This window comes from Micromonospora sp. NPDC000207 (genome assembly GCF_040300925.1).
Lineage (GTDB): Bacteria > Actinomycetota > Actinomycetes > Mycobacteriales > Micromonosporaceae > Micromonospora.
The window spans coordinates 24844-50020 of record NZ_JBEPEQ010000033.1 but is presented as its reverse complement, the minus strand read 5'-3'; the positions used below and the strand labels follow the sequence as shown (position 1 = coordinate 50020).

Below are 25177 nucleotides of genomic sequence, written 5' to 3'. Positions count from 1 at the left end.
CCCCTCCCACCCCCCACCCCCCACCCCCGCCCTCCCGCGCGGACGTCCGCGTTGATCAAGGGATTTGCGTCATCTCCGGGCTGTCCGGTGACGCAAATCCCTTGATCAACGCGCCTTGGGCGCAGGTCGGCAGATCGTTCGGATGTGGAGAGCTGATTCCGGCAGCGTTCGGGCTGACCGGCTTCTACTGGCCGGCACTGCTGCAGGGCGGCAACGGACCACGTGACGCCGGCGGGCTGGGCGGGGTGATTCAGGCGGCTGGCGGGTGATGCAGGCGGCCCAGCGGGGTGATGTGGGGCATCAACTGTGGAGCTGGTCCCACGAACGGGGCGGTGTCGGATTCGCTGGATGTTGGCCTCGGGCCGGTCCTGTTGGACGGGGTTTGCTTCGGAAGCGCTGGATGTTTGCCTTGGGCCGGTCCTACGGATGGGGCAGCTCCACAGTCAATCCGACCGACGTCCCCGGCTGGCATCCCGGTAGCTGAACCGGGTGACATTCTCGACTGGCACCAGGGCAACTTGCCGGTGGGCCGGGCGGCCGGGGGCTGCTCGGCGTCGGGGAGGGGGAGGTCGCAGGGGGTGATCTCCTGAGCCGCTGCGAGTCGCCGCCGGGCGCGGCAGGATGGAGTGCGTGACGACTCCAGAGGCAGTGGGCTACCGGATCGAACGCGACTCGATGGGTGAGGTGGAGGTGCCCGCCGACGCGCTGTGGCGGGCGCAGACGCAGCGGGCGGTGCAGAACTTCCCCATCTCCGGGCGGGGCATCGAACCGGCCCAGATCCGGGCGTTGGCCCAGATCAAGGGGGCGGCAGCCGAGGTCAACGGAGAGCTGGGGGTGATCGACGCGGACGTGGCGGCGGCGATCGCCACCGCGGCTGCGCACGTGGCCGACGGGGGGTACGACGACCAGTTCCCTGTCGACGTGTTCCAGACCGGGTCGGGGACCTCGTCGAACATGAACACCAACGAGGTGGTCGCCACCCTCGCCGGTCGGGAACTGGGCCGGGACGTGCACCCCAACGACGACGTCAACGCCTCCCAGTCGAGCAACGACGTGTTCCCCTCCTCGATCCACCTGGCCGCCACCGAGGCGGTGACCAGGGACCTGTTGCCGGCCCTGGTCCACCTGGCCGAGGCGTTGGAGGCGAAGGCGGCGGAGTTCGAGACGGTGGTGAAGGCCGGGCGGACCCATCTGATGGACGCCACCCCGGTCACCCTCGGCCAGGAGTTCGGTGGGTACGCCGCCCAGGTCCGGTACGGCATCGAACGGCTGGAGTCGGCCCTGCCCCGGTTGGCGGAGCTGCCGTTGGGCGGCACCGCCGTCGGCACCGGCATCAACACTCCGCTGGGCTTCGCCGCGGCGGTGATCGAGAAGCTTCGCGCCTCGACCGGCCTGCCGGTCACCGAGGCCCGTAACCACTTCGAGGCCCAGGGTGCCCGGGATGCGCTGGTGGAGACCTCCGGGCAGCTGCGTACCGTGGCGGTGGGTCTCTACAAGGTCGCCAACGACATCAGGTGGATGGGCTCCGGTCCCCGCGCCGGCCTGAGGGAGCTGCGGATCCCGGACCTCCAGCCGGGCTCCTCGATCATGCCGGGCAAGGTGAACCCGGTGGTCTGCGAGGCGGTCCGGCAGGTCAGCGCCCAGGTGGTAGGCAACGACGCCACGATCGCCTTCGCCGGGTCCCAGGGCGACTTCGAGCTGAACGTGATGCTGCCGGTGATGGCCCGCAACATCCTGGAGTCGATTCGGCTGCTCTCGGCCGCCGGCCGGTTGCTCGCCGACCGGTGCGTGGTCGATCTGGTCGCGGACGTCGAGGTCTGTCTTGCGTACGCCGAGGGGTCGCCCTCGATCGTCACCCCCCTCAACCGGCACCTCGGGTACGACGAGGCGGCCTCGATCGCCAAGGAGGCGCTGGCCAAGCAGGTCTCCATCCGCGAGGTGGTCGTCTCCCGTGGTCACCTGCGCAACGGGAAACTCACCGACGAGCAGCTCGACGAGGCGCTGGACCTGCTCCGGATGACCCACCCCTGATCCGTTTCGGACCGTTCGGGGCGGCCCAGCCGGCAGGTCGGGCCGCCGCGGCCCGGTGGTGGAGCAGCGGTACCGTGCCCCGTCAGCCCTTCTCGGAGGCGGCCTTGCGGGCCCGGTAGGCGCTGACCGCCGCCCGGTTGCCACACCCTGCGTCGCAGAACCGTCGGGACCGGTTGCGGGACAGGTCGACCAGGACGTTGTCGCACTCCGGGTGGGCGCACCTGCGCAGACGGGTCAACTCGCCGCTGCGGACCACGTCGGCCAGGGCCATCGCGGCCTCGACCGCCATCCGTCGGGCCAACGGCGCGTCGCGGGGCACGGCGTGCAGGTGGTACGGCTCGTCGTCGTGCCGGATGAGCTGCGGCAGCGCCTTCGTCTCCCGGAGGAGCCCGTTGACGACGGCGACCGTCTCGTCCTCGTCGGCGTACCAGACGCGACGCAACTGGGGACGCAGTTCGCGTACGGCGCGCAACTCCGCCTCGGTCCGGTCGTGTCGACCGGTGAAGCCCTGCGCCGTGACGAAGGCGGCCAACGTGGTGACGTCGGGTAGCCCCTCGCTTCGGCCGGCAGTGTTGACCAGGGCGGCGGCGGTGACCAGCGCGCACTCTGTGTCATGGGCGAACAGCAACTTGACTCCCGTCGTGGGGGACACCTAGCGTCATCGCCGAATCGTAGATCGCTCATGACGGCTCGCCGAGTCGAGGAGATTCGATGCATTCCCGTCCGGTAGTCGGTCTCGGTCTCGTCCTGGTGCTGCTCTCCGCCCTGACCTTCGCCACCTCCCCCATTTTCGCCCGGTCTCTGATCGACGCCGGATGGTCGCCCGAGGCGGCGGTGATCGCCCGGGTAAGCGTCGGCGCCCTGGTGCTCGCCGTGCCGTCGGCGATCGCGTTGCGCGGTCGGTGGTCGGTGTTGCGTCGCAACCTCGCCGCCATCGGACTCTTCGGGGTGCTCGGGGTGGCGACGGCGCAGGTCTGCTTCTTCTATGCGATCCGGTACCTGCCGATCGGGGTGGCCCTGCTGGTGGAGCACCTCGCCGTCGTCCCGGTGGTCCTCTGGATGTGGCTGGCGTACGGTCAGCGTCCACGTCGTCTGACGGTGGCCGGCGCGGTGGTGGCCGTGCTCGGCCTGGTGTTCGTCCTGGACCTGACCGGCGCGACCCGGATGGACCCGGTCGGGGTGCTCTGGGCGTTGGCGGCGGCGGTGGGCCTGGCCGGCTACTTCGTGCTCTCCGAACGGATCGACGGCGAACTGCCGGCGGTGGCCCTGGCCACCGGTGGAATGGCTGTCGCGGCCGTCGTGCTGGGGCTGCTCGGGGCCATCGGGTTGGTGCCGTTGAACGTCAACTTCGGCGAGGTCTCCTTCCTCGGGCAGCCGACCAGTTGGCTGGTGCCGGTCGCCGGGTTGTCGCTGGTCACGGCGGTGGTGTCGTACCTCACCGGGATCGCCGGCACCCGGATCCTCGGTGCCCGACTGGCCTCCTTCGTCGGGCTGATCGAGGTGGTGTTCGCGGTTCTCATCGCCTGGCTGGTCCTCGCCGAGCTGCCCACTCTCGTCCAGCTCTTCGGTGGTGTCCTGATCGTCGGCGGGGTGGTCCTGGTCCGGTTGGACGAGCTGCGGGGCGTACCGACCGTCGGCGGGGTCGACCTTCCGTCGCCGGAGAAGGCGACCACCCGCAGCGGGCCCTGACCGTCGTCGGGGCTGTTCGGCCCCGGGTGGCACCCTTGCCTGCATGCTGACCCACATCGTGTTCGACGCCGACGAGACCCTGCTCGACCTGCGCTCGGCGGTCACCGGGGGGCTGGAAGCCGTACTGGGTCGGATGCGGCAGCTCGACCCGGCGGCGGCCGAGGTGACCCTGGGGGACCTGGAGTCGGACTGGGATGCGGTCTTCGACGGGATGAGCGCCGCCCCGGTCGCCGAGATCAGGCGGGCCGCGCTGACCCGGTCCGTGGCCCGGGCCGGACTCGACGAACACCTCGACGCGATCGCGGACCTCTTCTTCGAGCGACGCTACGCGCTCACCCGTCCGTTCCCGGACGTGCTGCCCGCCCTGGCCACCCTGCGACGGCACCACACGCTCGGCTTCGCCACCAACGGCAACAGCCGGGCAGAGCGGTGCGGCCTGGCGGGTGAGTTCGCGTTCGAGGTGTACGCCCACGAGGACGGCCTGCCGAAGAAGCCCGCCCCGGAGTTCTTCGGGGCCGTCGTGGCGGCGGCCGGGGTCGCGCCGGACCGGATCGTGCACGTCGGTGACTCACCCGCCCACGACGTCGTCGCCGCCCGACGGGCCGGCCACCGCGCGGTCTGGCTGAACCGGGCGGGCCTGCCCCGCCCGGCCGACCTGCCCGCCGACGCCGAGATCGCCACCGTCACCGAACTGGCGGCGGTCGTCGCCGAACTGTCGGCCGGTTAGCCGGGGACGCCGCCGGTCACCGGTCCAGCCCCGCCCGGTCAACGCGGCGCGGACCTCCTGCACCAGCGCCGGAAACTCCCGCTGCGACCGACGGGCGGTCACGGGCAGGACCAACCACCCCGCGCGGGAGAGGTGATCGTCGCCGGGGTCGCCCCGGCCCGACAGCGGGTTCCCCGATGTGGCGTACCGGATGGCGACCCGGAACTCGGGCCAGGCCAGGTGCGCCGACACGGCGAGGCCGGACGGCAGCTCGACGGGGTGCCGGGACACCGGCCGGGGCAGTCCGGTCAGGGTCAGCCGGACCCGCAGGTGTGACTCCGTCGGGGACCGGGCGGTCGGGTCGGCCAGACCGAAGACCCAGCGGGCCCGCCGTCCGCCAGGCCGGTCGCCGTTGCGCCGCAGCAGGGCGTCGAGCGCGTCCGGCGTGGTGAGCCCGCGTCGCAGCAGGGAGTCGACGACACCGACGGCGAGCACCGGTTCGAGCCACACCGCCGTCTCCCAGGCCGCCTGGGTCGGATCCGTGCGGGGCGGGCCGTCCCCCCGCTCCGGCGGGCACCCCACCGGTGGCGACGGGTGGGGGTACGAGCAGGAGTGCACCCGGAGTCCCTGCTGGCGGCGGATTCCGGCCCGGGGCGGGACGAGGACGTGGACGTCGTCGCCGAAGCCGGCGGCGTGCTCCACCCCGTGCAGGTAGGCCGCCGAGGGGCCGGCGACGGCCGCGCCCGCTGGTAGTTGGAGGGCGACCGCCCGGCAGGCGAGACGGTGGTCCTGCGGCAGGCGGGAGTCGGCGTACACGTCGCGGCGCAGTCGCACCCACTCCGTTCCCCGGAGCCGGTACGCGGTGAGCAGACCGCGGCGGACCACGTCCGACCCACGGAACACCTGCCAGGCGAGTTCCTTCGGTCGATCGGTGTGCAGTGGCATACCGGCAGCCTGCCGCTCGTGACCCGCCGTCGGACACCCCTGTGGACAACCGGCGCTCCACCCGTCACCCGCCCCTGTGGACAACCCCTGATCGACAGCCGGAGTGTGGTATCAGGCGAGGGCGGCGGCGATGGTGGTGGCGGCGGCGCACACCTGCCTACCCACCTCGTCGACGTCGAGCGGGGCCAGGGCCACCACCCCCACGCTGGCCTCCAACCCGGGGACCCCGAGGACCGGCGCGGCCACCCCGTACGCACCGGCCTGCAACTCCCCGGCGGTGGTGACCGGCCCGGCGAGGCCGTCCCGCCCGGCGAGGATGGCCTGCCCGGCGGCACCACGGTCCAGCGGGTGCCGGACGCCGGCCCGGTACGCCACGTGGAACGTCGTCCAACTCGGTTCCACCACGGCGAGGGCCACTCCCTCGCCCCCCTCGACGACCGTCAGGTGGGCGGTGGCACCGGACTGCTCGGCGAGGCGGCGCAGGGCGGGCAGGGCCCCCTCGGCGAGCAACGGCTGGGCGCGGCGGGCCAGGTGCAGCAGCCCCGCCCCCAGGCGCAGCCGACCCTCGGTGTCGCGTCGCAGCAGGCCGTAGCCGGTGAGCGGGCCGACCAGCCGGTACACGACGGCCCGACCGACGCCGAGCCGGTTCGCCGCCTCGGTGACCGTCAGCCCGCCGGGGGCGTCGGCGACCAGATGCAGCAGTCGAAGCCCCCGGTCCAGCGTCTGAGCCGATTCGCCACCGACCGGGGAGAGGGTCGGATCCACTCCAGGAGCGTACGACCCGGTTCCGGGAACACTGGCCAAGTCACCGACAGCTACCCTTGTGCGGTGACACTGCGCCTGTACGACACAGCGACCCGAACGGTCCGGGACTTCGTTCCCCGGCAAGCCGGCAGGGTGAGCGTCTACCTGTGTGGTCTCACCCTACAGGCGGCACCGCACATCGGGCACCTCCGCTCCGGCGTCAACTACGACGTGCTCCGCCGGTGGTTGCAGGCCAAAGGCCTGGAGGTGACCTTCATCCGCAACGTCACCGACATCGACGACAAGATTCTGGTCAAGGCGCAGGAACAGGGTCGCCCGTTCTGGTCGATCGCGTACGCCAACGAGCAGATCCTCGCCGAGGCGTACCGGTCACTCAACGTGTTGCCGCCGACCTACGAGCCCCGGGCCACCGGACACGTCCCGGAGATGCACGAGCTGATCGCCCGGCTGATCGACGAGGGGCACGCCTACCCGGCCACCGACGGCTCCGGGGACGTCTACTTCGACGTCGCCTCCTGGCCGGCGTACGGTGCGCTCTCCGGTCAGTCCCCGGCGGACATGCAGTCCGCAGGGGACGCCCCGGACCGGGGCAAGCGCGACCCCCGGGACTTCGCCCTGTGGAAGGGGGTCAAGCCGGGCGAGCCGACGGACGCCTACTGGCCGTCGCCGTGGGGGCGGGGTCGTCCGGGTTGGCACATCGAGTGCTCGGCGATGTGCTGGCGTTATCTCGGTCCGGAGTTCGACATCCACGGCGGTGGGCTCGACCTCACCTTCCCGCACCACGAGAACGAGATCGCCCAGTCCCAGGCGGCCGGGTTTCCGTTCGCCAGGTACTGGGTCCACCACGGGCTGCTCAGCCTGGACGGGGCCAAGATGGGCAAGTCGGCAGGCAACGCCCTCGACCTGGCCTACGTCGCCCGGCTCGGGGTCCGCCCGGTCGAGCTGCGGTACTACTTCGCCGCCGCCCACTACCGTTCCCGGATCGACTACACCGAGGACAACCTGCGCGACTGGGCTGCCGGTTACCGCCGCCTGGAGGGCTTCGTGCAGCGGGCCACCGAACGGGTCGGCGCGGGCGGACCCGGCGAGCTGCCGGACGGCTTCGTCGCCGCGATGGACGACGACCTCAACACCTCCGCCGCCCTCGCCGTTCTCCAGGAGTACGTCCGGGAGGGCAACAACGCCCTGGCCGTCGACGACGCTGTGACCGTACGCACCGCGCTGGCGGCGGTCCGGGGAATGCTGGATATCCTCGGGGTCGACCCCCTCGACCCGGTCTGGTGCGGTGGTGGCCGGACCGAGGATCTGCGCGACGTGGTGGACTCCCTCGTCGCGTTGGCCCTGGAGCAGCGCGCGCAGGCGCGGGGTCGCAGGGACTGGGCAGCTGCCGACGCGGTACGCGACCAGCTCAAGCAGGCCGGTGTGGTGGTCGAGGACACCCCGCAGGGACCGCGTTGGACTATTGGAGAGCAGGACTGATGGCCGGCAACTCAGAGCGCCGTGGCCGGCGACTGACAGCGAAGAAGGGCGCCGCCAAGGGCTCCGGTGGCAAGAACCGGGACTCCCTGGCCGGGCGGGGGCGTACGCTGCCCGCCGACGAGCGTCCCTGGCACAAGGGTTACTCGGGCACCGAGCAGCTTCCCCAGCGCACCGCCTGGAAGCAGGACAAGGAGCGGCGGGCCGCCGCCGAGGAGGGGCGGGCCCCGAAGGTCGGGCAGCCCGGCACCAAGGACACCACCTGGGGCAAGGGCAGCCGGGCCGGGGTTCCGTTCAAGCCCGGCCGGAGCAGGGCTCCCGCCGGTCGGGGCGGTGCGGGGCGCAGTGGCCCCCGGGTCGCACCGGGACGTAAGTCCAACCCGGCCAAGGACACCCCGGAGCTGCTGGTCGGCCGGAACCCGGTACTGGAGGCGCTGCGCGCCCAGGTGCCGGCGACGGCTCTGTACATCGCGCTCGGCATCGACATCGACGACCGGGTCAACGAGAGCGTCCGGACGGCTGCCGACCGGGGTATCGCCCTGCTGGAGATCAGCCGGGCCGAACTGGACCGGATGACCGGTGGCGTGCTGCACCAGGGCATCGGGTTGCAGGTGCCCCCGTTCGCGTACGAGGACTTCCAGGACCTGATGACCGCCGCGCTGGAGCAGACCGCTCCGCTGTTGGTGGCTCTGGACGGGGTGACCGATCCGCGTAACCTCGGCGCGGTGATCCGTTCGGCCGCCGCCTTCGGCGCGCAGGGGGTGTTCGTGCCCGAGCGGCGGGCCGCCGGGATCACCGCGACGGCCTGGCGGACCAGTGCCGGTGCGGCGGCCAGGGTGCCGGTCGCCCAGGTCACCAACCTGACCCGGTCGCTGAAGGCCTGCCAGAATGCGGGCTTCATGGTCGTCGGGCTGGACGCCGACGGCGACACCGACCTCTACGACCTGGAGGCGGCGGTGGGTCCGCTGGTGGTGGTGGTCGGCTCGGAGGGGCGTGGGCTGTCCCGTCTGGTGGGGGAGACCTGCGACCTGACGGTGAGCATCCCGATGGTCTCGGAGGTGGAGTCGCTCAACGCCAGCGTCGCCGCCGCTGTCACCCTGGCCGAGGTGGCCCGCCGCCGCGCGAGCGCCTGACCGGCGGCTCCCCGGGGGCTGGGGCCGTGGGGGGACCGGAGCCGGTCACCGCAGACAGAACGAGAAGGGGTGGTACGCCGTCAGGCGTACCACCCCTTCTTCGTCGGTGCTGATCCGTCGGTGCTGATCAGATCCGGTGGCCGGTGGCGGCGTTGAAGACGTGGCTACGTCCGGTGCGCGGCTTGACGAACACGGTGTCGCCCATGTTCGGCATGGACCGGCGGTCGGTCCGCACCACGAACCGCTCGTTGGAGCCGTCCAGGGCGGCGTGGCCGTAGATGTTGGCGTCCGAGCCGAGGTCCTCGACCAGCTCGACGACGACCGGCAGGCCACCCTCGGTCGGGCTGACCAGGTCGCAGTCCTCGGGGCGGAAGCCCACGGTCACCTTGTCGTTGCCACCCTCGGAGCGGGCCGCCGCGACCTGCTCCCGGTTGAGCGGGACCAGCATGTCGGCGAAGGAGGCACCCTGGTCACCGAGCGCGACGGTCTTGATGTTCATGGCGGGGGAGCCCATGAACCCGGCGACGAAGACGTTGGCCGGGGTGTCGTAGAGCGCCCGGGGGGTGTCGACCTGCTGGAGGACACCGTCGAGCATGACGGCGACCCGGTGACCCATGGTCATGGCCTCGACCTGGTCGTGGGTGACGTAGACGGTGGTGACGCCGAGGTTGGCCTGCAGCGACGCGATCTGGGTACGGGTCTGGACCCGCAGCTTGGCGTCGAGGTTCGACAGCGGCTCGTCCATGAGGAAGACCTGCGGCTCGCGGACGATGGCCCGGCCCATCGCGACCCGCTGACGCTGACCACCGGAGAGCGCCTTCGGCTTGCGGCCGAGGTACTCGTCCAGCTGGAGGAGCTTCGCGGCTTCCTTCACCCGGCGGTCGATCTCCGCCTTCGGGGTCTTGCGCAGCTTGAGCGCGAACGCCATGTTCTCGTACACCGACATGTGCGGGTAGAGGGCGTAGTTCTGGAACACCATCGCGATGTCCCGCGCCTTCGGCGGCAGGTGGGTGACGTCGCGGTCGTCGATGTAGATGGCGCCGTCGTCGACGTCCTCCAGCCCGGCGAGCATCCGCAGGCTGGTGGACTTGCCGCAGCCGGAGGGGCCGACCAGGACGAGGAACTCCCCGTCGCCGATCTGGAGGTCGAGCTGGTTGACGGCGGGCCGCTCGGTGCCCGGGTAGATCCGGGACGACTTGGCGTAGGTGACCGTAGCCATGAAGTGACGCTTCCTCTCACCGGCAGGAACGTGCCGGACGATCCGAGTAAGGGAGCGACCGGCACGTTTCCGCGCCGGCCCACGGGCGACACCGGGGTGTCGTCCGTGTCACTGAACCGTAAACGCCTTTCACGTTCCTGCCAAGGTGGGACGTCCACCGACGGGATACACCGGTAGGGCATATCGGACACTCGGGCACGGCCAGGCATCAATCGTCACCGACGATTGCAGCGTTGGCGGACCGCTATCCGTTACGCCGGGTCAAGAAGACGACGTTTCCGGTGGTGGGAGGGCCTGGGAGGCGGGATATCGAGACGCCAGTCGCTATGCTGACGGGCGAACGATCGGCTGAGGCTCGCGCCTGCGCCGATCGGGCCCCTGTAGCTCAGCTGGCCAGAGCACCCGCCTTGTAAGCGGGATGTCGCCGGTTCGATCCCGGCCGGGGGCTCCACGGTGAAGGGGCGCCCCGTCGACGCGGGCGCCCACCCCCCGGCCCACCTGCGGGGGTGCCCGCCGGGCGGGTGGTCACGGAACACCCGGTGGGCCGCTGGGCTCCCGCCCGCCGACCCGGCTCCGCCGTCGGGTCGAGGTGGTCGGGCGGGCGTGGTGCAGGGGAGCGCTGAGCCGCTCGGCCATCCGTACCGTCAACTCGCTGTCGACGAGCGGCCTGTTGACCTCCCCGGCGACCGCCAGTGCCGGGGTGGAGACCGACCGCCAGATTCCGACGAGCCCGGCGCCGAGCCCGACCAGGGCCACCGCGCCCCGGGCGACAGGCGAACCGCTGGCCGCGACGGCGCTCACCCCGACCACGACGAGCAGGACGGCCAGCAGCGGCACCAGCACCGGGACGAAGATCCCCCGGACCGCCTCCACCACCAGCCGCCGGTCCCTGATGATCAGGTTTCGGGCGACGTGGGCCCAGTCGTCCTCGTCGAGCAGGTCCCGAGGGTGCAGGCTGCCGGTGAGGACGCTGCGCCAGCGTTCCCCCTGGTCCCGGAGTCCACCGGCGAGGCGGGCCAGGTCGGTCGCCGGGTCCGGACCGGCCGCCGCCGCCCGGACCGCCCGGGTCCAGGCGGCAAGCGACCGACGGACCACCCCGGCAGCGTACGGCGGCAGGACCGCACCCAGCTCCTCCAGCCAGCGGGAGATCTCCGCCTGCCGTTCGGTGAACCGGGGCAGCAGCGGATCCCGGTGGCAGTCACGGGCGGTGTCGGCGAGGGAACGGCCGAGCCGGTACGCCCGCCCGATCCGTGGATCGGTGGCCATCGTCCAGCCCAGCACGTCGAGGTTGAGCGCGTCGAGCAGGTGCAGGAGGTCCCCGGTCCAGTCTGCGGTCAGGGCGTCGTCGGCGTCGACCCGGCGGTGGGCGGCGCCGGTGTCCGGCAGCGGCCGAGGGCCGGTCGTCGCCGGCTGCCGGGTACCTGTCAGTCGGGCCAGCTCGGCGAGGGCCACGTCGACCCCGTCCAGGTACATCCGGAGCCGGTGCCGTACCGGCATCTCGGTGAAGTTGGAGAGCTTGCCGGGGTGGACCCCGGGGGCCGCGTCCGGGCCGGGAGGTGTCCGCGTACGCCGGTCCTGGGGTGTGGCGGCGGGGCAGCGTACCTGGTGGAAGGCGTCGGCGAGCCACCAGCCGAGCCGGAGCGCGACCACCGTGCCGGCCCGCTCGACGCCGGTCGGCCCGTGCTGGTCGTGCCGGTCGGCGGGGACCGGCACGACCTCCGTTGCGGGCGGACGCAGGGACACGCCGTTCGACCTCGATTCGTCCGCTGTCAGGGTGCGCTGTTCGCCCACACCCTAGGCCGGAACGAAGCCTCGAATCACCACAAGTCGACTATTGCGCCCCTCAGTGCTCACCGGGTGGCGAGGATGCCCCGGGGGCGGATGGAGCGGACCGGTTCCGCAGCCGCCCCCTCGGCCCGCAGGACGTGGTTGGCCGCGATGATGCCGGTCGCCGCCGACCGCTCCATCAGCGCGCTGGGAAAGTCCGTGGCGATGCCGTCCCCGGCCAGGTAGAGGCCGTCGGCGTCGGTTCGCACCCCCGGGCGGGTGGCGTGGCTGTTCGGAGTGAAGGCCGGTGCCTGCGCCTCCACCCGGGCCCGCAGCTCACGCACCCGCAGCCCGGCGAACTCCGGCCAGAGGACGCCCAGCTCCACCCGCATCCGCTCGGCCAGCTCCTCGGCCGCCACACCCGGGTCGCAGGCGTACGCGTGCAGCTCGACGACGCAACCGCCGGTGCGCTCGGCCCAGATCCTCGGCTCGTTCTCCAGCCGGTGGTAGAGGGTCACCGAATCCAGGGTCGGCTGCCGGGACACCCCGCTGAACACCGCCCGCCGCCGGGACACGTCCCCGTCCAGCCAGTACCGGGCCACCGCGTACGGCGGTCCCGGGGTGCCGAAGGCGGCCATCCGCTCCACCAGTCGCGGTGCCTCCCGGGACAGGTCCGGGGAGGCCCCGACCAGCGCGGCCAACGCCGGAGGATCCACAGCGAGCACCACGTGTCCGGCCGGGTACGCAGTGCCGTCCGCGGTCCGCACCCGCCACCGGTCACCGTCGCGGTGCACGGTCCTCGCGGCGGCCCCGGTGACCACCCGACCGCCGTGCCGTCCGACGTGCCGGGTCAGCGGGGCCCAGATCGCTGTGGCGTAGTCCTCGTCGGGGCAGTCGAAGGCCAACCCCTCCCCGTTGCCGAGCAGGTAGAAGTGGAACTGGGCGACCATCTCGGCGGCCGACATCTCGTGCTCGTGGTTGAAGAACGAGTGCGAGAAGACCTCGAAGAGCATCGCCCGGGCCCGGTCCGGCAGCTTCAGGGAGTCGAGCAGCTCGGCGGCGGTGGTCCCGTCGAGTTCGGCGTACGTGCGGACCGGATCGTAGGTGAGCAGCGGCAGGGCGGCGTCCCGGTCCATCTGCCGCAGGTCGGGCAGGCGGACGCTGGGGCTGCGGGCGAGCAGGGTGAGCAGGTTCAGTGGGGGCGCGGGCGGCAGCCTGCCGAACTCCTCGGTGGGCCACTGCTGCGACAGGATCGGATAACCGGGGATCGGCTTGAGGAACCCCAGCCCGGGGTCGATCCGACGCAGGATCGAACGCCAGTTGTAGTACTGCCGGAAGAACGCGTGGAAACCGTGCTCGACCATCTGCGTACCGTCGGCGAGCTGCTCCGGCCACGCGCCGAGGCGTCCGCCCAGGGTCGACGCGGCCTCCAGGACCGTCACCCGTACGCCCCGTTCGGCGAGCACCACCGCTGCGGACATGCCGGCGATCCCCCCGCCGACCACCACCACGTCGACCGGGTGCCGGACCCGTCGGGGGCCGCCCCCACCGGGGTCGACCCGATGCTGCCGTACCCCGATGAAACGCCCGATCCGCTGCGACAGCGCCATGTGCACCCTCTCGGCCCGATGAAGCCCCAGTCTGCCCCAGAACGTGCCTCCCGACGGGGACAGCACCGGCCGGACGCGCGGGGGCAGCAAAGCCGGACACGCGGGGGCAGCAAAGGCCGGACGCGCGGGGGCAGCAAAGGCCGGACGCGCGGGGCAGCACCGGCCGGACACGCGGGGTCGACCCGGCGGGGTCACCCGCAGCGGCGGGGGCGGTCGGAGGGTGGCCAGACGTACTCCAGGTCGGGTGGGGTGGTGTCGCCGAAGAACGGGCCGTAGTGGTCGGGGTCCTTGCGCAGCAGCGACGACCGGTGGCTGCGGTGCAGGTCGTCCCGGCCCAGCCAGGGCGGCAGCTCACCCGCCTCGGCCAGCTCGGCCTGTCCCCGGATCCGGACCGGACCGCAGGCCTCGGCGAAGTCGGTGGTCAGGGTGGTCGCGCAGGTGTCCGCCCGACCGGGGGCGCACCACACGGTGCACATGTCCAGGCCGTAGCGGACCAGCGCCTCCTCGTACCCGGCCCACATCTTCACCGCCGGGTGGTTGCGCCAGCCGTACCCGGGTCGGGTGAGGCCGCGCAGCACCTGGATGGCCTCCACCCGCTGCTTGCCCAGTCGCTTGACGTCAAGCACACGGGCGCTGGCCAGGAAGTCCGGGTACGGCAGGAACGTCTGCACGCCCCCTGCTCTACCCGTCCTCCGACCCGCCATGCGCGCCAGCACCCAGCCCACCGATCACCACGGCTGTGATCGACCGACTACGATCCGGTCCATGTCGGAGCCCTGGCGTGACATCGCCCGCCGCGCGGTCGGCTCCGGGTTGCGCCTGCGCGCCAACGGTGACCCCCGACCCCACTACGTCATCTGCGGCCAGGACGCGTTGGCGTACCACGTGGTGAAGGGGCTGCTCGACACCGAGCAACGGGCCGACACCGTACGGGTGACGGTGGTCGTGCCGCACCGGCGGCGCTCCGACGGCCCCGACGTCCGGTCGATCAGGGGCGTACGGGTGGTGAAGGCCGACCGGCTGGACGAGGCGACGTTCCGGCGGGTCGGGCTGGCGGGTGCGGAGGGGCTGGCCCTGCTGTCGCAGGACGACGTCGGCAACATCCACGCCGGGTACTGCGCCCAGGCCGTCGAGCCCCGACTGCGGCTGGTGCTGCGGATGTTCAACACCAGCCTGGCCAACGGCGTACGCCAGCTCTTCCCCGAGTCCGCGGTCCTCTCGGACGCCCAGATGGCGGCACCCGCCTTCGTGGCCGCCGCCCTGGGTGAGGTCGCCCCCACCTACTTCCGACACTGGGGCCGGACCCTGCACGTGGCCCGCCGCGCCGACGTACGCCCGGAGGACGTGGTGTGCGGGCTGGCCGACCTCTCCGATCCACAGGACGTCCGGATGCTGCCCACCGACGAGTCGACGGCGGACGTGGTGTTGGCGGAGGCGACCGGCCAGCCGGCCGGGACCGAGCTGGCGGCCCGCCGACTGGTCCGCGCCCGACGGCGGCGGCCGATCCTGACGACCCTCCGGGCGGTACGCAGCTTCGCCACCCGCAAGCTGGGCATCGCCACCCTCGTGGTGCTCGGCGTGATCGCGCTCCTGGGCTACCTGATCTCGCGGGCCGAGGAGGTCTCCCCGGCCGAGGCGCTCTACCTGACCCTGGTCACCACCCTCAGCGGCGCGGATCCGGACACCGAGAAGGACGCCGCCGCGCAGATCATGCAGGTGGTGCTCAACCTGGCCGGGCTGGCGTTGATCCCGCTGATCACCGCTGTGGTGGTGGACGGGATCGTCAACGCCCGACTCGCCCTGCACGCCGGACGCAACCAGGCGGAGCGCTCCGGTCACGTGGTGGTGGTCGGGCTCGGCAACGTGGGCACCCGGGTGATGGCCCAGCTGAACGACTTCGGCGTCGAGGTGGTGGCGATCGACAAGGACCCCCAGGCCCGGGGGGTCTCGCTGGCCCGTCGGCTCGGGATCCCGTTGGTCGAGGGGGACGCGGCGCGGGACGAGGTGCTGCGGGCCGCCTCGATCGAGACCTGTCAGGCCCTGGTGGTGGTCTCCACCGACGACGTGGCGAACCTCCAGGCGGCGCTGAACGCCCGGGCGGTGACCAACGAGTTGCGGGTGGTGCTGCGGCTCTACGACGACGACTTCGCCGAACGGATCTCCGGCGCGTTCGACATCGGGATCTCCCGCAGCGTCGCCTACCTAGCCGCCCCCTCGTTCACCGGTGCGCTGCTGAACCGGGCGGTCATCGCCACCATCCCGCTGGAACGGCACGTCCTGGTCGTCGCGGAGGTGCCGGTGACCGCCGGGTCGGCGCTCGACGGGGCCCCGCTCACCGAGGTCGGCCGACCCGACGGGGTACGCCTGATCGCGCACACCCCGGTCGGTCAGGTCGTCCAGTCCGCCGTGGACTGGACACCCGACGCGCGGATGGTGATCAACGCCGGTGACCGGCTGACTGTGGTCTCCCGGCGGGCGGGACTGAGTTGGCTGCTGCGGCAGACCTCCCCGCCCCCGCCGGCCCTGCCGTCCTCGTCGTCGGTCGTCCCCGAACCCCGCCCCGCCGACGACCCGTCCTGACCCGTCCGGCCTACGTGGGCACGGGGCATCCTCGGGAGACGGAGTGACAGTCACCGGCGGAGCGGGTTCAGGGCGTACCAGAGGGTGCCGAGGGCGAGCACGCCGAACCCGGCGAGGACGCTGACAGTAGGCAGTGTGACAGCCAGGACCAGGCACCCGACCAGCCCCGACACGGCCAACAGCCGCAGGGGGAGCCTCCGGTCGGGGTCGCGGCCGAGGGTCAGCGCCGCTGCGTTGGTGATCGCGTAGTAGACCAGCACGGTGCAGCTGCTGAAGCCGATCGCGTCCCGGACGTCACCGAACGCCACCACCACGACGAGGACAGCCGCCACCGCCAGTTCGGCCCGGTGCGGCACCCGGTGCCGGGGGTGTACGGCTGCGAGCGCCCCGGGCAGGTCCCGGCGGCGGGCCATCGCCAGCAGGGTCCGGGACACCCCGGCGAGCAGGGAGAGCAGCACCCCGGTCACCGCCACCGTCGCCCCGGCCCGGACCAGCCAGCTCAGTCCGGGTGCCCCGGAGACTGCGACGACCTCGGCCAGCGGGGCGGTGGCGGTGGCGAGCCGGTCGGTGCCGAGCACCCCGAGGGCCACCGCCGCCAGGGTCAGATAGATCGCCAGGACCACCCCGAGCGCCAGGGGCACCGCCCGGGGGATGGTCCGGGCGGGGTCCCGGACCTCCTCGCCGAGGGTGGCGATCCGGGCGTACCCGGCGAAGGCGAAGAAGAGCAGGCCGGCGGCGGTGAGCACGCCCCGCAGGCCGGTGCCGTCGAGGGTGCCGAGCCGGTCGACGGAGAAGTCCCCGCCGGTCACCCCGGTCACCGCCACTGTGGCGAGCACGACCAGGGTGAGCGCCACCAGGATCCGGGTCGCGACAGCCGTCCTGCCGATGCCGCGCAGGTTCACCCCGGTCACCGCCAGGACCGCCGCGACCGCCGCCGGTCGGGCCTGCTGCGGCCACAGGTACGCCCCGACGGTCAGCGCCATCGCCGCACAGCTCGCCGTCTTGCCGACGACGAACGCCCACCCGGCGAGGAACCCGGCGAACGGGTTGAGCCGTTCCCGCCCGTACACGTAGGTGCCGCCGGACTCGGGGTAGCGGGCGGCCAACCGGGCCGAACTCGTGGCGTTGCAGAAGGCGACGGCACCGGCGAGGGCCACCGCCACCAGCAGTCCCGTCGCCCCGGCCGAGGCGGCGGCGGGGGCGAACACCACGAAGACGCCCGCGCCGAGCATCGACCCCAACCCGACGACCACCGCATCGGGTACGCCCAGTCGCCGGGCCAGGTGCGTCACGGGGGAAGGTTACGGGGCGGATGTGAACGGACGATCGACGTCGCGTAACCGGCCGGGCAGCGGCAGGGTGTCCCAGGGCACCCGGTGCAGGATCCGGTCCAGCAGGAGGCCGACCAGGAGTCCGGCCACCGAGTCGGTCAACCAGTGCCACCCCAGGTAGGTGGTGGTGCACAGGACCACGACCGGGGGGACGATCCGGACGGCCAGGACTACCCGGTGCGGCAGCCCCCGCCCGTAGGTCCGCAGCACCGGGGCGAGCAGCAGCGCGAGGACGCCGTACCAGACGATGGCGTTGGCCACGTGTCCCGACGGGTACGACTGGGCGAAGCGCAGCGGCAGGTCGCTCTGGAACAGGGGGAGGGTCTGCTCCACAGGCAGGAACGGCTCCTTGACGCTGGCGCTCGGCGCCGGTCGGGCCGTCCACACCTTCAGCGGGCCGACGGTGAAGGTGGTCAGCGCGAACGCGGCCACCGGCACCAGAAGGGGGCGTACCGAGCGGAGCCGGACCGCCAGGAGCACCGCCAGGGCGGCCCCGATCGCCGTCAACGGGCCGCCCTGTCCGAGATGGTTGAGGACCATCGCGGCGGTGAAGGCGGCCGGGGGACGGTGCGCGGCGGCCCACTCGTCGACGGCCCGGTCGAGGCCGAAGAGGTGGCCGGTGGCGAGCGATACGGTGATCGCGACGAACCCGACGACGAGCAGTACGTCGAACCACCACCCGGCCGGTCGGACCGGGCGTAGCCGGACTCCGGGCCGTACCTTCGGGGTGTCGTGCACCCGATCACGCTACCGGCCCGGGCCGGATCCGGCGGCGGCTGTGTGCCGAACCACGATTAGCGGCGATGTCTGCGGTCAGCAGTCAGACTTGTCCCGTGCGGATCACCTCAGCCCTCGTGGACCCGGCACTGCTCGACCTGCCCTGGTCGACACCGCTGGCGGACTGGCCGGCGCGGCACCTGGTCGCGCTGCCGCAGGGAATCTCGCGGCACATCGTGCGTTTTGTCCGGCTCGGCGAGTACGTGTACGCGGTGAAGGAGACCGGCGAGCGGGTCGCCGAGCGGGAGTACGACCTCCTGCGGGCGCTGGAGCGGATCGACTTCCCGTCGGTCGAGGCGATCGCCATCGTGGCCGACAGGCAGTCCGACGACGGTGAACCCCTCGACCCGGTGTTGATCACCCGTCACCTGCAGTTCTCCCTGCCCTACCGGGCGCTGTTCTCACACACCCTGCGCCCGGAGACGATGGGCCGACTGCTCGACGCGCTCGCCGCCCTGATCGTCCGGATGCACCTGACCGGGTTCTTCTGGGGCGACTGCTCGCTGTCGAACACCCTGTTCCGCCGGGACGCCGGGGCGTTCGCCGCGTACCTGGTGGACGCCGAGACCGGGGCGTTGCACAGGTCGCTCTCCAACGGCCAGCGCGGCGAGGATCTGGAGATCGCCCGGGTCAACATCTTCGGCGAGGCGTTGGACCTCCAGGCCGCCGGGCTGCTGCACGAGTCGATCGACCCGGAGGTGGTCTGCGAGGAGGTCGTGAAGCGGTACGAGCGGCTCTGGCACGAGATCACCTACGAGCAGCAGATCGAGCGGGAGGCCCGGCACGACATCGAGGGCCGGATCCGCCGCCTCAACGAGCTGGGCTTCGACGTCGCCGAGGTGGCGATGTCCACCATCGACGACGGGCGGTACCTGGTGCGGCCGAAGGTCGTCGACGCCGGGTACCACACCCGTCGGCTGATGCGGCTGACCGGCCTTGACGCCGAGGAGAACCAGGCCCGCAAGCTCCTCAACGACCTGGACGCCTACCGGGCCGAGAGCGTCCCCCTCGCCGAGCAGCAGGCCGCTCACCGGTGGCTGACCGAGGTGTTCGAGCCGGTGGTCCGGGCGGTCCCGGCGCACCTGCGGCGCAAGTTGGAGCCGCAGGAGCTCTTCACCCAGATCATCGAGCACAAGTGGTTGCTCTCCGAGCGGGCCGGCCGGGACGTCGGGATGCGTCCGGCGGTGCAGTCGTTCCTCTCCGAGGTGCTGGTGCACCGCCCCGACGAGCAGGCGGTCCTCGGCGTCGACCTGACCTCCGCCGGCTGACCCCGGCACTCACTCCACCCAGGAACCGGCCCGCATCACCCGGAGCACGTTCAGGTCGTCGTCGAGCACCACCAGGTCGGCGCGGAGCCCGGCCCGCAACGCGCCCACCCGGTCGCCCAGGCCGATCGCCCGGGCGGGGGTGGTCGCCGCCATCCGGGCCACGTCGACGAGGGCCATCCCGGCGTCGACCGCGTGCCGCAGGGCGGCATCCATCGTCAGGGTGCTCCCGGCGATGGCACCGGGTTCGGTGTTCGCGCCGGGTTCGGTGTTGCGACTGGGCTCGGCGTTCCTGTCGGGGTCGGCGTTCCGGCCGGCGGAGAGTCGGGCCGTACCGGCGGTGACGGTGACCGCCTGGCCGCCCAGCTCGTACTCGCCGTCGGCCATTCCGGCGGCGGCGATGGCGTCGGTGATCAGGGCGCACCGGTCCGGTCCGGCGGTCGAGACGGCGAAGGTGAGCATCCCGTCGTGCAGGTGCACCCCGTCGGCGATCAGCTCACAGACCACGTGCGGTGCCTCCAGCAGCGCCACCACCGGCCCCGGATCGCGGTGGTGCATCCCACGGACCCCGTTGAACAGGTGGGTGCCGACGCTCGCCCCGGCCGTCAGGGCGGCCCGGGTCTGCTCGTACGTGGCGTCGGTGTGACCGATCGCGGCGACCACCCGGTGCGCGGTGAGCAGCTCGATCGCCGCCACCGCGCCGTCGCGTTCCGGGGCGATGGTGACCATCCGGACGGCACCCTGCCCCAGCTCGATCAGCTCGGCAAGTTCCCGGGTGGACGGATCCCGGAGGAACTCCGGGTTCTGCGCCCCGCACCGTCGCGCCGACAGGTACGGCCCCTCGAAGTGGATGCCGGCGAGCACCCCCTCGGCGACCAGCGGGGCGTACGCGGTGGTGGCCGCCCGCATCAGCTCGATCGGGGAGCTGACCAGGCCGGCCAGCAGGGTGGTGGTGCCGTGTCCCAGGTGGAAGGCCGCCGCCGCCCGGGCCGCATCGGCGTCGCCGGTGGTGAAGGTGTGCCCGCCTCCGCCGTGGGTGTGCATGTCCACGAAGCCGGGGAGGATCCAGTGCCCGTCGCGCACCGACGGGTACTCGGCGACGGCGGTGATCCGGTCGCCGTCGATCTCCACGCAGCCCTGGCGGATCACACCGGCCGGGGTCACCACCTTGCCGTTCACCCGCAGGACCATCAGCTCTCCGTCTCTCGATGCGACTCCGGACAGGTCGGTGCGCTCAGCCGTGACGCTTGTCCTCGGGCACCGTGTCGAGGGCGAGCAGCGCCGCGCCGAGGCAACCTGCCTCGTCGCCGAGGGCGGCGGGCACCAGCAGGGGCTCCCGGTGGAAGGTCAACCGTTCACGCAGCGCCGCCCGGAGGGGGCCGAGGAGTTGGTCGCCGGCGCGGGCCAGTCCGCCGCCGAGGACGATGGTGCTGACGTCGTACAGCGCCTGGCCGGTGGCGAGTCCGTCGGCGAGGGCCTCCACCGCATCCCGCCAGACCCGTTCGGCGACCGGGTCACCGGCGGCGGCCCGGGCCGCCACCCCGGCGGCGTCGACCGGGCCCGCCCCGTCGGCGGGCAGGGTCAGTTCGGCGTACCGGCGGGCGATCGAGGCGGCCGAGGCGAACGCCTCAAGGCAGCCACGCCGACCGCAGCCGCAGGGTGGGCCGTCGGGGCGTACCAGGATGTGGCCGATCTCCCCGGCGGCACCGTGCGCGCCGGCGGCGGCCGACCCGTCGGTGACGTGCGCGCCCGCGATGCCGGTGCCGATCGCCACGAACAGGACGTGCCCGGCGTCGCGTCCCGCGCCGAGCCGGGCCTCGGCGAGGCCGCCGACCCGGACGTCGTGTCCGAGGGCGGTGGGCAGGCCGAGTCGGGCCACCGCCAGCTCCCGCAGGGGTACGTCCCGGAATCCGACGTTCGCCGACCAGACTGCGACCCCCCGGGCGGTGTCGACCACCCCGGGCACCGCGATGCCGACAGCCACCGGGGAGTAGCCGGTGGCGCGGGCCCGGTCGGCGAGCCCCTCGGCGACGTCCAGGATCGTGGCGACGACCGCCTCGGGGCCGCGTTCGGCACCGGTGGGGTGCCGCTGGGCGTGCACGACGGTGCCGTCCGGGCGGACCAGGGCGCACTTCATGCCGGTGCCGCCCACGTCGACGGCGACGGCGACGGCGGGTGGGGCCTGCTCCGAGTCCGAGGACGAAGTCCCCGCCTCGCCGTCGATCACGTAAGCACCACCGAGCGGCGGAGGTGACGCGGGGCGTCCGGGTCGAGCCCCCGGCTGGTGGCCAGCTCCACCGCGAACCGTTGGGCGAGGATCAGGTCGGCCATCGGGTCGACCGGGGTCCGCCCGGCGGACCAGCGTCCGAGCACAGTGCGGTAGCCGTGGGTGCGGCTGTGCGCGAAGGCGGCGCCGGTGGCCGCGACGTCCTCGGGCAGCCCGGCGGGGAGGTCACCGAAGGCCCAGACGAGCCGACCCGGGGTGGCGATCGAGATCGGCCCGTGCCGGTAGTCCATCGCCGGGTACGACTCGGCCCAGAAGCTGGCCGCCTCCCGGCACTTCAGCGCGGCCTCGTGGGCGAGGCCGACGGTCCACCCCCGGCCGAGGAAGGTGACCTGCCCGACGAGGACCGGGTCGATGGGCAGTGAGGCCCGGACGGCCACCTCGGCGTCGGCGACCAGCGCGCCGACGTTGTCGCCGAGGTGTGCCCGGAGCAGGGCCAGGGCGGTGGTGGCGAACCTGGTCTGCACCACCGACCGTTCGTCGGCGAAGGGCAGCGGGGCCACCGAGTCGGCCAGTTCGGCGGCGGGGGAGTCGGGGTCGCCGACCACGACGGTGGTGGGCACCCGGCCCCGCAGGGCGGTGAGCAGGTCAAGCACCTCGGTCGTGGTCCCGGAGCGGGTGATCGCGATCAGGCGGTCGTACCGGCGGCCGGTGGGGAACTCGGAGGCCTGGAAGGCGTCGGTCTCGCCCTGGCCGAGCTGCTCCCGGCGGGCGGCGTACGCCATCCCCATGAACCAGGAGGTGCCGCACCCGACGACGGCTACCCGTTCGCCGGGTCGGGGCAGGTCGGGAAGGGTGCCGGCGAGGCGGGCGGCCTCCCGCCAGCATTCGGGCTGACTAGCGATCTCCGCGTGGACGTGGGCCATCGGGAACTCCTTGCGGGGAGGTCGGTACGCGACACCGCACCGAGGGGTGCGGTACCACTGTGGTGCGCGGCAACCACTCCGTTGCGCGATCCGGATCGTGCGTCTGTCCGCCTGTGTGCACAGCCTGTCCATTGATGTGCACAACATGGATTGATGTGCACAATATGGCTCGTAACGGCCATCTTTCGAGCACTATTCTGCTTGAATGCCGACGATCCGGCAACCGGACGGCGGATCGCGCAGCGGGAGGTTTTGCGCGAGGCTAGTTTCGCGCACTACTGTGCACGCAATCGATCAGCGACCGTGCTGTCACTGGAGGCCCCCGGTGGACCGTTACGCCAGATGGAACGCCCTGCTGGAGATGCTGACCGACAGCGGACGGGTCAGCGTCGAGGAGGCCGCCGAGCGGCTCGACGTCTCCCAGGCCACCATCCGACGTGACTTCGACCAGCTGGCCCAACAGCAGATGATCACTCGTACCCGGGGTGGGGCTGTCGCAAACGGCGTCTCGTACGACCTGCCGCTGCGCTACAAGACCGCCAAGCACTCCGCCGAGAAGCAGCGGATCGGGGCCGCCGCCGCCGCGCTCGTCGCCCCCGGCTGCGTGGTCGGGCTCAACGGCGGCACCACCAGCACCGAGGTGGCCCGTGCCCTCGCCGTCCGACCGGACCTCAACACCAACGCCGAGGGTGCCCAGCTCACGGTGGTCACCAACGCGCTGAACATCGCCAACGAACTGCTGGTCCGATCCCGGATGAAGGTGGTCGTGGCCGGCGGGGTGGTCCGCCCCAAGTCCTTCGAACTGGTCGGCCCGCTGGGTGGGGCGCTGCTGCGCGAGGTCACCCTCGACGTGGCCCTGCTCGGGGTGGACGCCGTCGACCCCCACCTCGGGGCCGCTGCCCACCACGAGGGGGAGGCGGCGATGAACAACCTGATGGTGGCCCGCGCCAAACGAGTCGTGATCATCGCCGACTCGTCCAAGCTGGGTGGGCACGCCTTCGCCCGGATCTGCCCGGTGGACCGGGTCGAGACGCTGATCACCGACTCGGGGGCCGCCCCGGAGATGGTGGAGGCGTTCCGCGCCGCCGGGGTCACAGTCGTCTGTGCCTGACACCCCCCGTCGGCGGTGGCACCCCACCGGTGACCACGCCCACGCGGTCGGTTGATGCGCGACACGTCGGGCCTGGTTACGCTGGTCACCCCGGTTGGCGTCGGCGTGCCGGCCCGTCCCCGCAGGAGCGCCATGCAGCAGCCCGACGCCCCTTCGCACACCGGCGTCGGCGCTGTGCCGCCGCATCCCGGGTCCGACGCTCCCGTGACGGACCCCGAGGGCGGGGCGTCGAGGCGTACCGGGGTGGGGGTTCCACCGCCGCGCAGCGCGCCGGAGGTCGAACAGGTTCCGGCGACCGACGGCCCGGCACCCAGCCCGTCCGTCGATCCTGCGGAGAGCGCCACCGACGAGGGGGCCGACCCGACCACCGGCACCGGCGGGCTCACCGATCGGGAGCAGCGGATCCTCGCGTTCGAGCAGCAGTGGTGGCGGCACGCCGGTGCCAAGGAGCAGGCGATCCGGGACACCTTCGGGCTCTCGGCGACCCGGTACTACCAGCTGTTGAACGCATTGCTGGACAATCCGGCCGCGCTGGCCGCCGAGCCGCTGCTGATCGGCCGACTCCGGCGCCTGCGCTCCTCCCGGGCCCGCAACCGCCGCCGCTGACCGGCCGCCCGCGTCACCTCCACCCCGGCCCGCCGCCGCTGACCGGGGCCGCCTGCGCGGGCTGCTGCCCTCCCGGGCCCTTCGGTATGACGACCGACCCCCGTCCGTTCGAAGTGTGCCGTTTCGAACGAGCGGGGGTCGGCGGTCGGAGCGTGGGTCGGAACAGGTTGCGGGTCGGTCAGAACGCGGGGAGGACCGAACCCTGGTACTTGTCCTCGATGAACTTCTTGACCTCGGCGGAGTGCAGCAGCTCCTCCAGCTTCACCACCCGGGGGGCGTCCTGGTCACCGTCGCGGACCACGACCAGGTTGGCGTTCGGGTTGTTCTCCGGCTTCTCCAGCGCCAGGGAGTCGGTGGAGGGCTTGAGCCCGGACTCGATGGCGTAGTTGCCGTTGATCACCGAGGCGTCGGTGTCGTCCAGGCTGCGCGGCAGCTGCGCCGCCTCCAGCTCCCGGAACTGGAGCTGCTTGGGGTTCTGGGCGATGTCCCGCTGGGTGGCGGAGGTGCCGGCCCCCTCGTTGAGGGTGATGATGCCGTGCTGGGCGAGCAGGTTCAGCGCCCGGCCGGAGTTGGTCGGGTCGTTCGGGATCGCCACCACCGCACGCTCCGGCAGCTCGGCCACCGTCTCGAACTTCTTGGAGTAGAGGCCGAGCGGCTCGATGTGCACGGGGGAGAGCGCGGTGAACTGGTAGCCCTTGGCCTGCTTCTCGGTCTCCAGGTACGGCACGGTCTGGAAGTAGTTGGCGTCGAGCTGCTTCTCCTCCAGCGCCCGGTTGGGCTGGACGTAGTCGGTGAACTCCACGATCTCCAGGCTCAGCCCGGCCTGCTCGGCCAGGTTGTCCTTGATGTAGGTGAGGATCTCGCCGTGCGGCACCGGGCTCACCCCCACCTTCAGCGGAGAGTCCGGCGAGGCCGCGCTGCTCTCGTCGCTGTCGGAGCCGCAGGCGGCCAGACCCAGGACGAGCGCGGTCGCGGCGAATACTGCGGTGATGCGTCGCACGATGTGCCTTCCTTCG

Annotated in this window: 21 protein-coding genes and 1 tRNA gene; 10 read left to right on the top strand and 12 right to left on the bottom strand. The window is 72.4% G+C overall.

Going from position 1 to position 25177, the window contains the following annotated elements; all coding sequences use genetic code 11:
- The first annotated feature begins 621 nt into the window (after positions 1-621).
- A complete protein-coding gene (locus ABT336_RS10995; RefSeq protein ID WP_350896360.1) occupies positions 622-2031 on the top strand; it encodes a class II fumarate hydratase in 1410 nt (469 codons plus the stop codon).
- Positions 2032-2113: 82 nt separating this feature from the next.
- Here the strand turns inward: ABT336_RS10995 and ABT336_RS10990 are convergent, their stop codons facing one another.
- Positions 2114-2659 (bottom strand): CGNR zinc finger domain-containing protein, encoded by a 546-nt coding sequence (locus tag ABT336_RS10990; RefSeq protein ID WP_350896359.1) that lies wholly within the window; start codon positions 2657-2659, stop codon positions 2114-2116.
- A gap of 83 nt (positions 2660-2742) precedes the next feature.
- Here ABT336_RS10990 and ABT336_RS10985 point away from each other — a divergent pair, with 83 nt between their 5' ends.
- Together ABT336_RS10985 and ABT336_RS10980 are read left to right on the top strand one after the other, a co-directional pair.
- Positions 2743-3720: an EamA family transporter gene (locus ABT336_RS10985; protein ID WP_350896358.1), complete on the top strand. Its 978-nt coding sequence runs from the start codon at positions 2743-2745 to the stop codon at positions 3718-3720.
- 43 nt (positions 3721-3763) lie between these two features.
- On the top strand, positions 3764-4447 hold the full coding sequence (locus ABT336_RS10980; RefSeq protein WP_350896357.1) for an HAD family hydrolase: 684 nt from the start codon (positions 3764-3766) through the stop codon (positions 4445-4447).
- 1035 nt (positions 4448-5482) lie between these two features.
- Here the strand turns inward: ABT336_RS10980 and ABT336_RS10975 are convergent.
- Positions 5483-6136 (bottom strand): IclR family transcriptional regulator, encoded by a 654-nt coding sequence (locus tag ABT336_RS10975; protein ID WP_350896356.1) that lies wholly within the window; start codon positions 6134-6136, stop codon positions 5483-5485.
- Between the two features lie 63 nt (positions 6137-6199).
- Here ABT336_RS10975 and cysS point away from each other — a divergent pair, with 63 nt between their 5' ends.
- Both cysS and rlmB read left to right on the top strand, forming a co-directional pair.
- Positions 6200-7615 (top strand): cysteine--tRNA ligase, encoded by a 1416-nt coding sequence (gene cysS, locus ABT336_RS10970; protein WP_350896355.1) that lies wholly within the window; start codon positions 6200-6202, stop codon positions 7613-7615.
- Positions 7615-8745 carry a 23S rRNA (guanosine(2251)-2'-O)-methyltransferase RlmB gene (gene rlmB, locus ABT336_RS10965; protein WP_350896354.1) on the top strand — a complete coding sequence of 377 codons (1131 nt, stop codon included), beginning with the start codon at positions 7615-7617 and terminating at the stop codon, positions 8743-8745. The genes cysS and rlmB overlap by 1 nt, the downstream gene beginning before the upstream one ends.
- 127 nt (positions 8746-8872) lie before the next feature.
- Here the strand turns inward: rlmB and ABT336_RS10960 are convergent, their stop codons facing one another.
- The gene (locus ABT336_RS10960) at positions 8873-9964 is read right to left on the bottom strand and encodes an ABC transporter ATP-binding protein (RefSeq protein ID WP_350896353.1); all 1092 of its coding nucleotides are present in this window, start codon (positions 9962-9964) and stop codon (positions 8873-8875) included.
- 374 nt (positions 9965-10338) lie between these two features.
- Between ABT336_RS10960 and ABT336_RS10955 the strand changes: the two genes are divergently transcribed.
- A tRNA-Thr gene (locus tag ABT336_RS10955) sits at positions 10339-10415 on the top strand.
- Positions 10416-10489: 74 nt separating this feature from the next.
- Here the strand turns inward: ABT336_RS10955 and ABT336_RS10950 are convergent.
- From ABT336_RS10950 to ABT336_RS10940, 3 genes are all read right to left on the bottom strand, one after another.
- Positions 10490-11707, bottom strand: coding sequence for a hypothetical protein (locus ABT336_RS10950; RefSeq protein WP_350896352.1), 1218 nt, complete (start codon positions 11705-11707; stop codon positions 10490-10492).
- A 107-nt stretch (positions 11708-11814) separates the two neighbouring features.
- Entirely contained in the window at positions 11815-13341 is a 1527-nt protein-coding gene (locus ABT336_RS10945; protein WP_350896350.1) for an FAD-dependent oxidoreductase, read from the bottom strand.
- Between the two features lie 191 nt (positions 13342-13532).
- Complete coding sequence (locus tag ABT336_RS10940) at positions 13533-14012, bottom strand: MSMEG_6728 family protein (protein ID WP_350896349.1); 480 nt, start codon at positions 14010-14012, stop codon at positions 13533-13535.
- Between the two features lie 94 nt (positions 14013-14106).
- Here ABT336_RS10940 and ABT336_RS10935 point away from each other — a divergent pair, with 94 nt between their 5' ends.
- Positions 14107-15921, top strand: a complete 1815-nt coding sequence (locus ABT336_RS10935) for a potassium channel family protein (RefSeq protein ID WP_350896348.1) — start codon at positions 14107-14109, stop codon at positions 15919-15921.
- 50 nt (positions 15922-15971) lie between these two features.
- Here ABT336_RS10935 and ABT336_RS10930 read toward each other — a convergent pair whose 3' ends face one another.
- Positions 15972-17213, bottom strand: coding sequence for an APC family permease (locus tag ABT336_RS10930; protein ID WP_350896347.1), 1242 nt, complete (start codon positions 17211-17213; stop codon positions 15972-15974).
- A 9-nt stretch (positions 17214-17222) separates the two neighbouring features.
- A complete protein-coding gene (locus ABT336_RS10925; RefSeq protein WP_350896346.1) occupies positions 17223-17990 on the bottom strand; it encodes a phosphatase PAP2 family protein in 768 nt (255 codons plus the stop codon).
- 65 nt (positions 17991-18055) lie between these two features.
- Here ABT336_RS10925 and ABT336_RS10920 point away from each other — a divergent pair, with 65 nt between their 5' ends.
- Positions 18056-19297 carry a DUF4032 domain-containing protein gene (locus ABT336_RS10920; RefSeq protein ID WP_350896345.1) on the top strand — a complete coding sequence of 414 codons (1242 nt, stop codon included), beginning with the start codon at positions 18056-18058 and terminating at the stop codon, positions 19295-19297.
- Between the two features lie 9 nt (positions 19298-19306).
- Here the strand turns inward: ABT336_RS10920 and ABT336_RS10915 are convergent, their stop codons facing one another.
- The 3 genes from ABT336_RS10915 to ABT336_RS10905 all read right to left on the bottom strand — a co-directional run bounded on the left by ABT336_RS10915 (position 19307) and on the right by ABT336_RS10905 (position 22444).
- Positions 19307-20338, bottom strand: a complete 1032-nt coding sequence (locus ABT336_RS10915) for an N-acetylglucosamine-6-phosphate deacetylase (RefSeq protein ID WP_502891153.1) — start codon at positions 20336-20338, stop codon at positions 19307-19309.
- Between the two features lie 190 nt (positions 20339-20528).
- Positions 20529-21518, bottom strand: a complete 990-nt coding sequence (locus ABT336_RS10910; RefSeq protein WP_350896361.1) for an ROK family protein — start codon at positions 21516-21518, stop codon at positions 20529-20531.
- Positions 21518-22444 carry an SIS domain-containing protein gene (locus ABT336_RS10905; RefSeq protein WP_350896343.1) on the bottom strand — a complete coding sequence of 309 codons (927 nt, stop codon included), beginning with the start codon at positions 22442-22444 and terminating at the stop codon, positions 21518-21520. The genes ABT336_RS10910 and ABT336_RS10905 overlap by 1 nt, the downstream gene beginning before the upstream one ends.
- Positions 22445-22769: 325 nt before the next feature.
- On the opposite strand from ABT336_RS10905, the gene ABT336_RS10900 reads away from it, so the two are divergent.
- On the top strand, positions 22770-23555 hold the full coding sequence (locus ABT336_RS10900; protein WP_350896342.1) for a DeoR/GlpR family DNA-binding transcription regulator: 786 nt from the start codon (positions 22770-22772) through the stop codon (positions 23553-23555).
- 132 nt (positions 23556-23687) lie between these two features.
- The gene (locus ABT336_RS10895; protein WP_502891152.1) at positions 23688-24161 is read left to right on the top strand and encodes a DUF3263 domain-containing protein; all 474 of its coding nucleotides are present in this window, start codon (positions 23688-23690) and stop codon (positions 24159-24161) included.
- A 178-nt stretch (positions 24162-24339) separates the two neighbouring features.
- Here the strand turns inward: ABT336_RS10895 and ABT336_RS10890 are convergent, their stop codons facing one another.
- On the bottom strand, positions 24340-25161 hold the full coding sequence (locus ABT336_RS10890; RefSeq protein WP_350896340.1) for a MetQ/NlpA family ABC transporter substrate-binding protein: 822 nt from the start codon (positions 25159-25161) through the stop codon (positions 24340-24342).
- Positions 25162-25177: the final 16 nt, after the last annotated feature.

Excerpts from the sequence above, each read along its gene's own strand:
- ABT336_RS10905 (WP_350896343.1), bottom strand. The coding sequence starts at position 22,444 with ATGGCCCACGTCCACGCGGAGATCGCTAGTCAGCCCGAATGCTGGCGG.
- ABT336_RS10895 (WP_502891152.1), top strand. The coding sequence starts at position 23,688 with ATGCAGCAGCCCGACGCCCCTTCGCACACCGGCGTCGGCGCTGTGCCG.
- rlmB (WP_350896354.1), top strand. The coding sequence starts at position 7,615 with ATGGCCGGCAACTCAGAGCGCCGTGGCCGGCGACTGACAGCGAAGAAG.
- ABT336_RS10995 (WP_350896360.1), top strand. The coding sequence starts at position 622 with ATGGAGTGCGTGACGACTCCAGAGGCAGTGGGCTACCGGATCGAACGC.
- ABT336_RS10980 (WP_350896357.1), top strand. The coding sequence starts at position 3,764 with ATGCTGACCCACATCGTGTTCGACGCCGACGAGACCCTGCTCGACCTG.
- ABT336_RS10945 (WP_350896350.1), bottom strand. The coding sequence starts at position 13,341 with ATGGCGCTGTCGCAGCGGATCGGGCGTTTCATCGGGGTACGGCAGCAT.
- ABT336_RS10960 (WP_350896353.1), bottom strand. The coding sequence starts at position 9,964 with ATGGCTACGGTCACCTACGCCAAGTCGTCCCGGATCTACCCGGGCACC.
- ABT336_RS10920 (WP_350896345.1), top strand. The coding sequence starts at position 18,056 with ATGTCTGCGGTCAGCAGTCAGACTTGTCCCGTGCGGATCACCTCAGCC.
- ABT336_RS10985 (WP_350896358.1), top strand. The coding sequence starts at position 2,743 with ATGCATTCCCGTCCGGTAGTCGGTCTCGGTCTCGTCCTGGTGCTGCTC.
- ABT336_RS10935 (WP_350896348.1), top strand. The coding sequence starts at position 14,107 with ATGTCGGAGCCCTGGCGTGACATCGCCCGCCGCGCGGTCGGCTCCGGG.
- ABT336_RS10915 (WP_502891153.1), bottom strand. The coding sequence starts at position 20,338 with ATGCACACCCACGGCGGAGGCGGGCACACCTTCACCACCGGCGACGCC.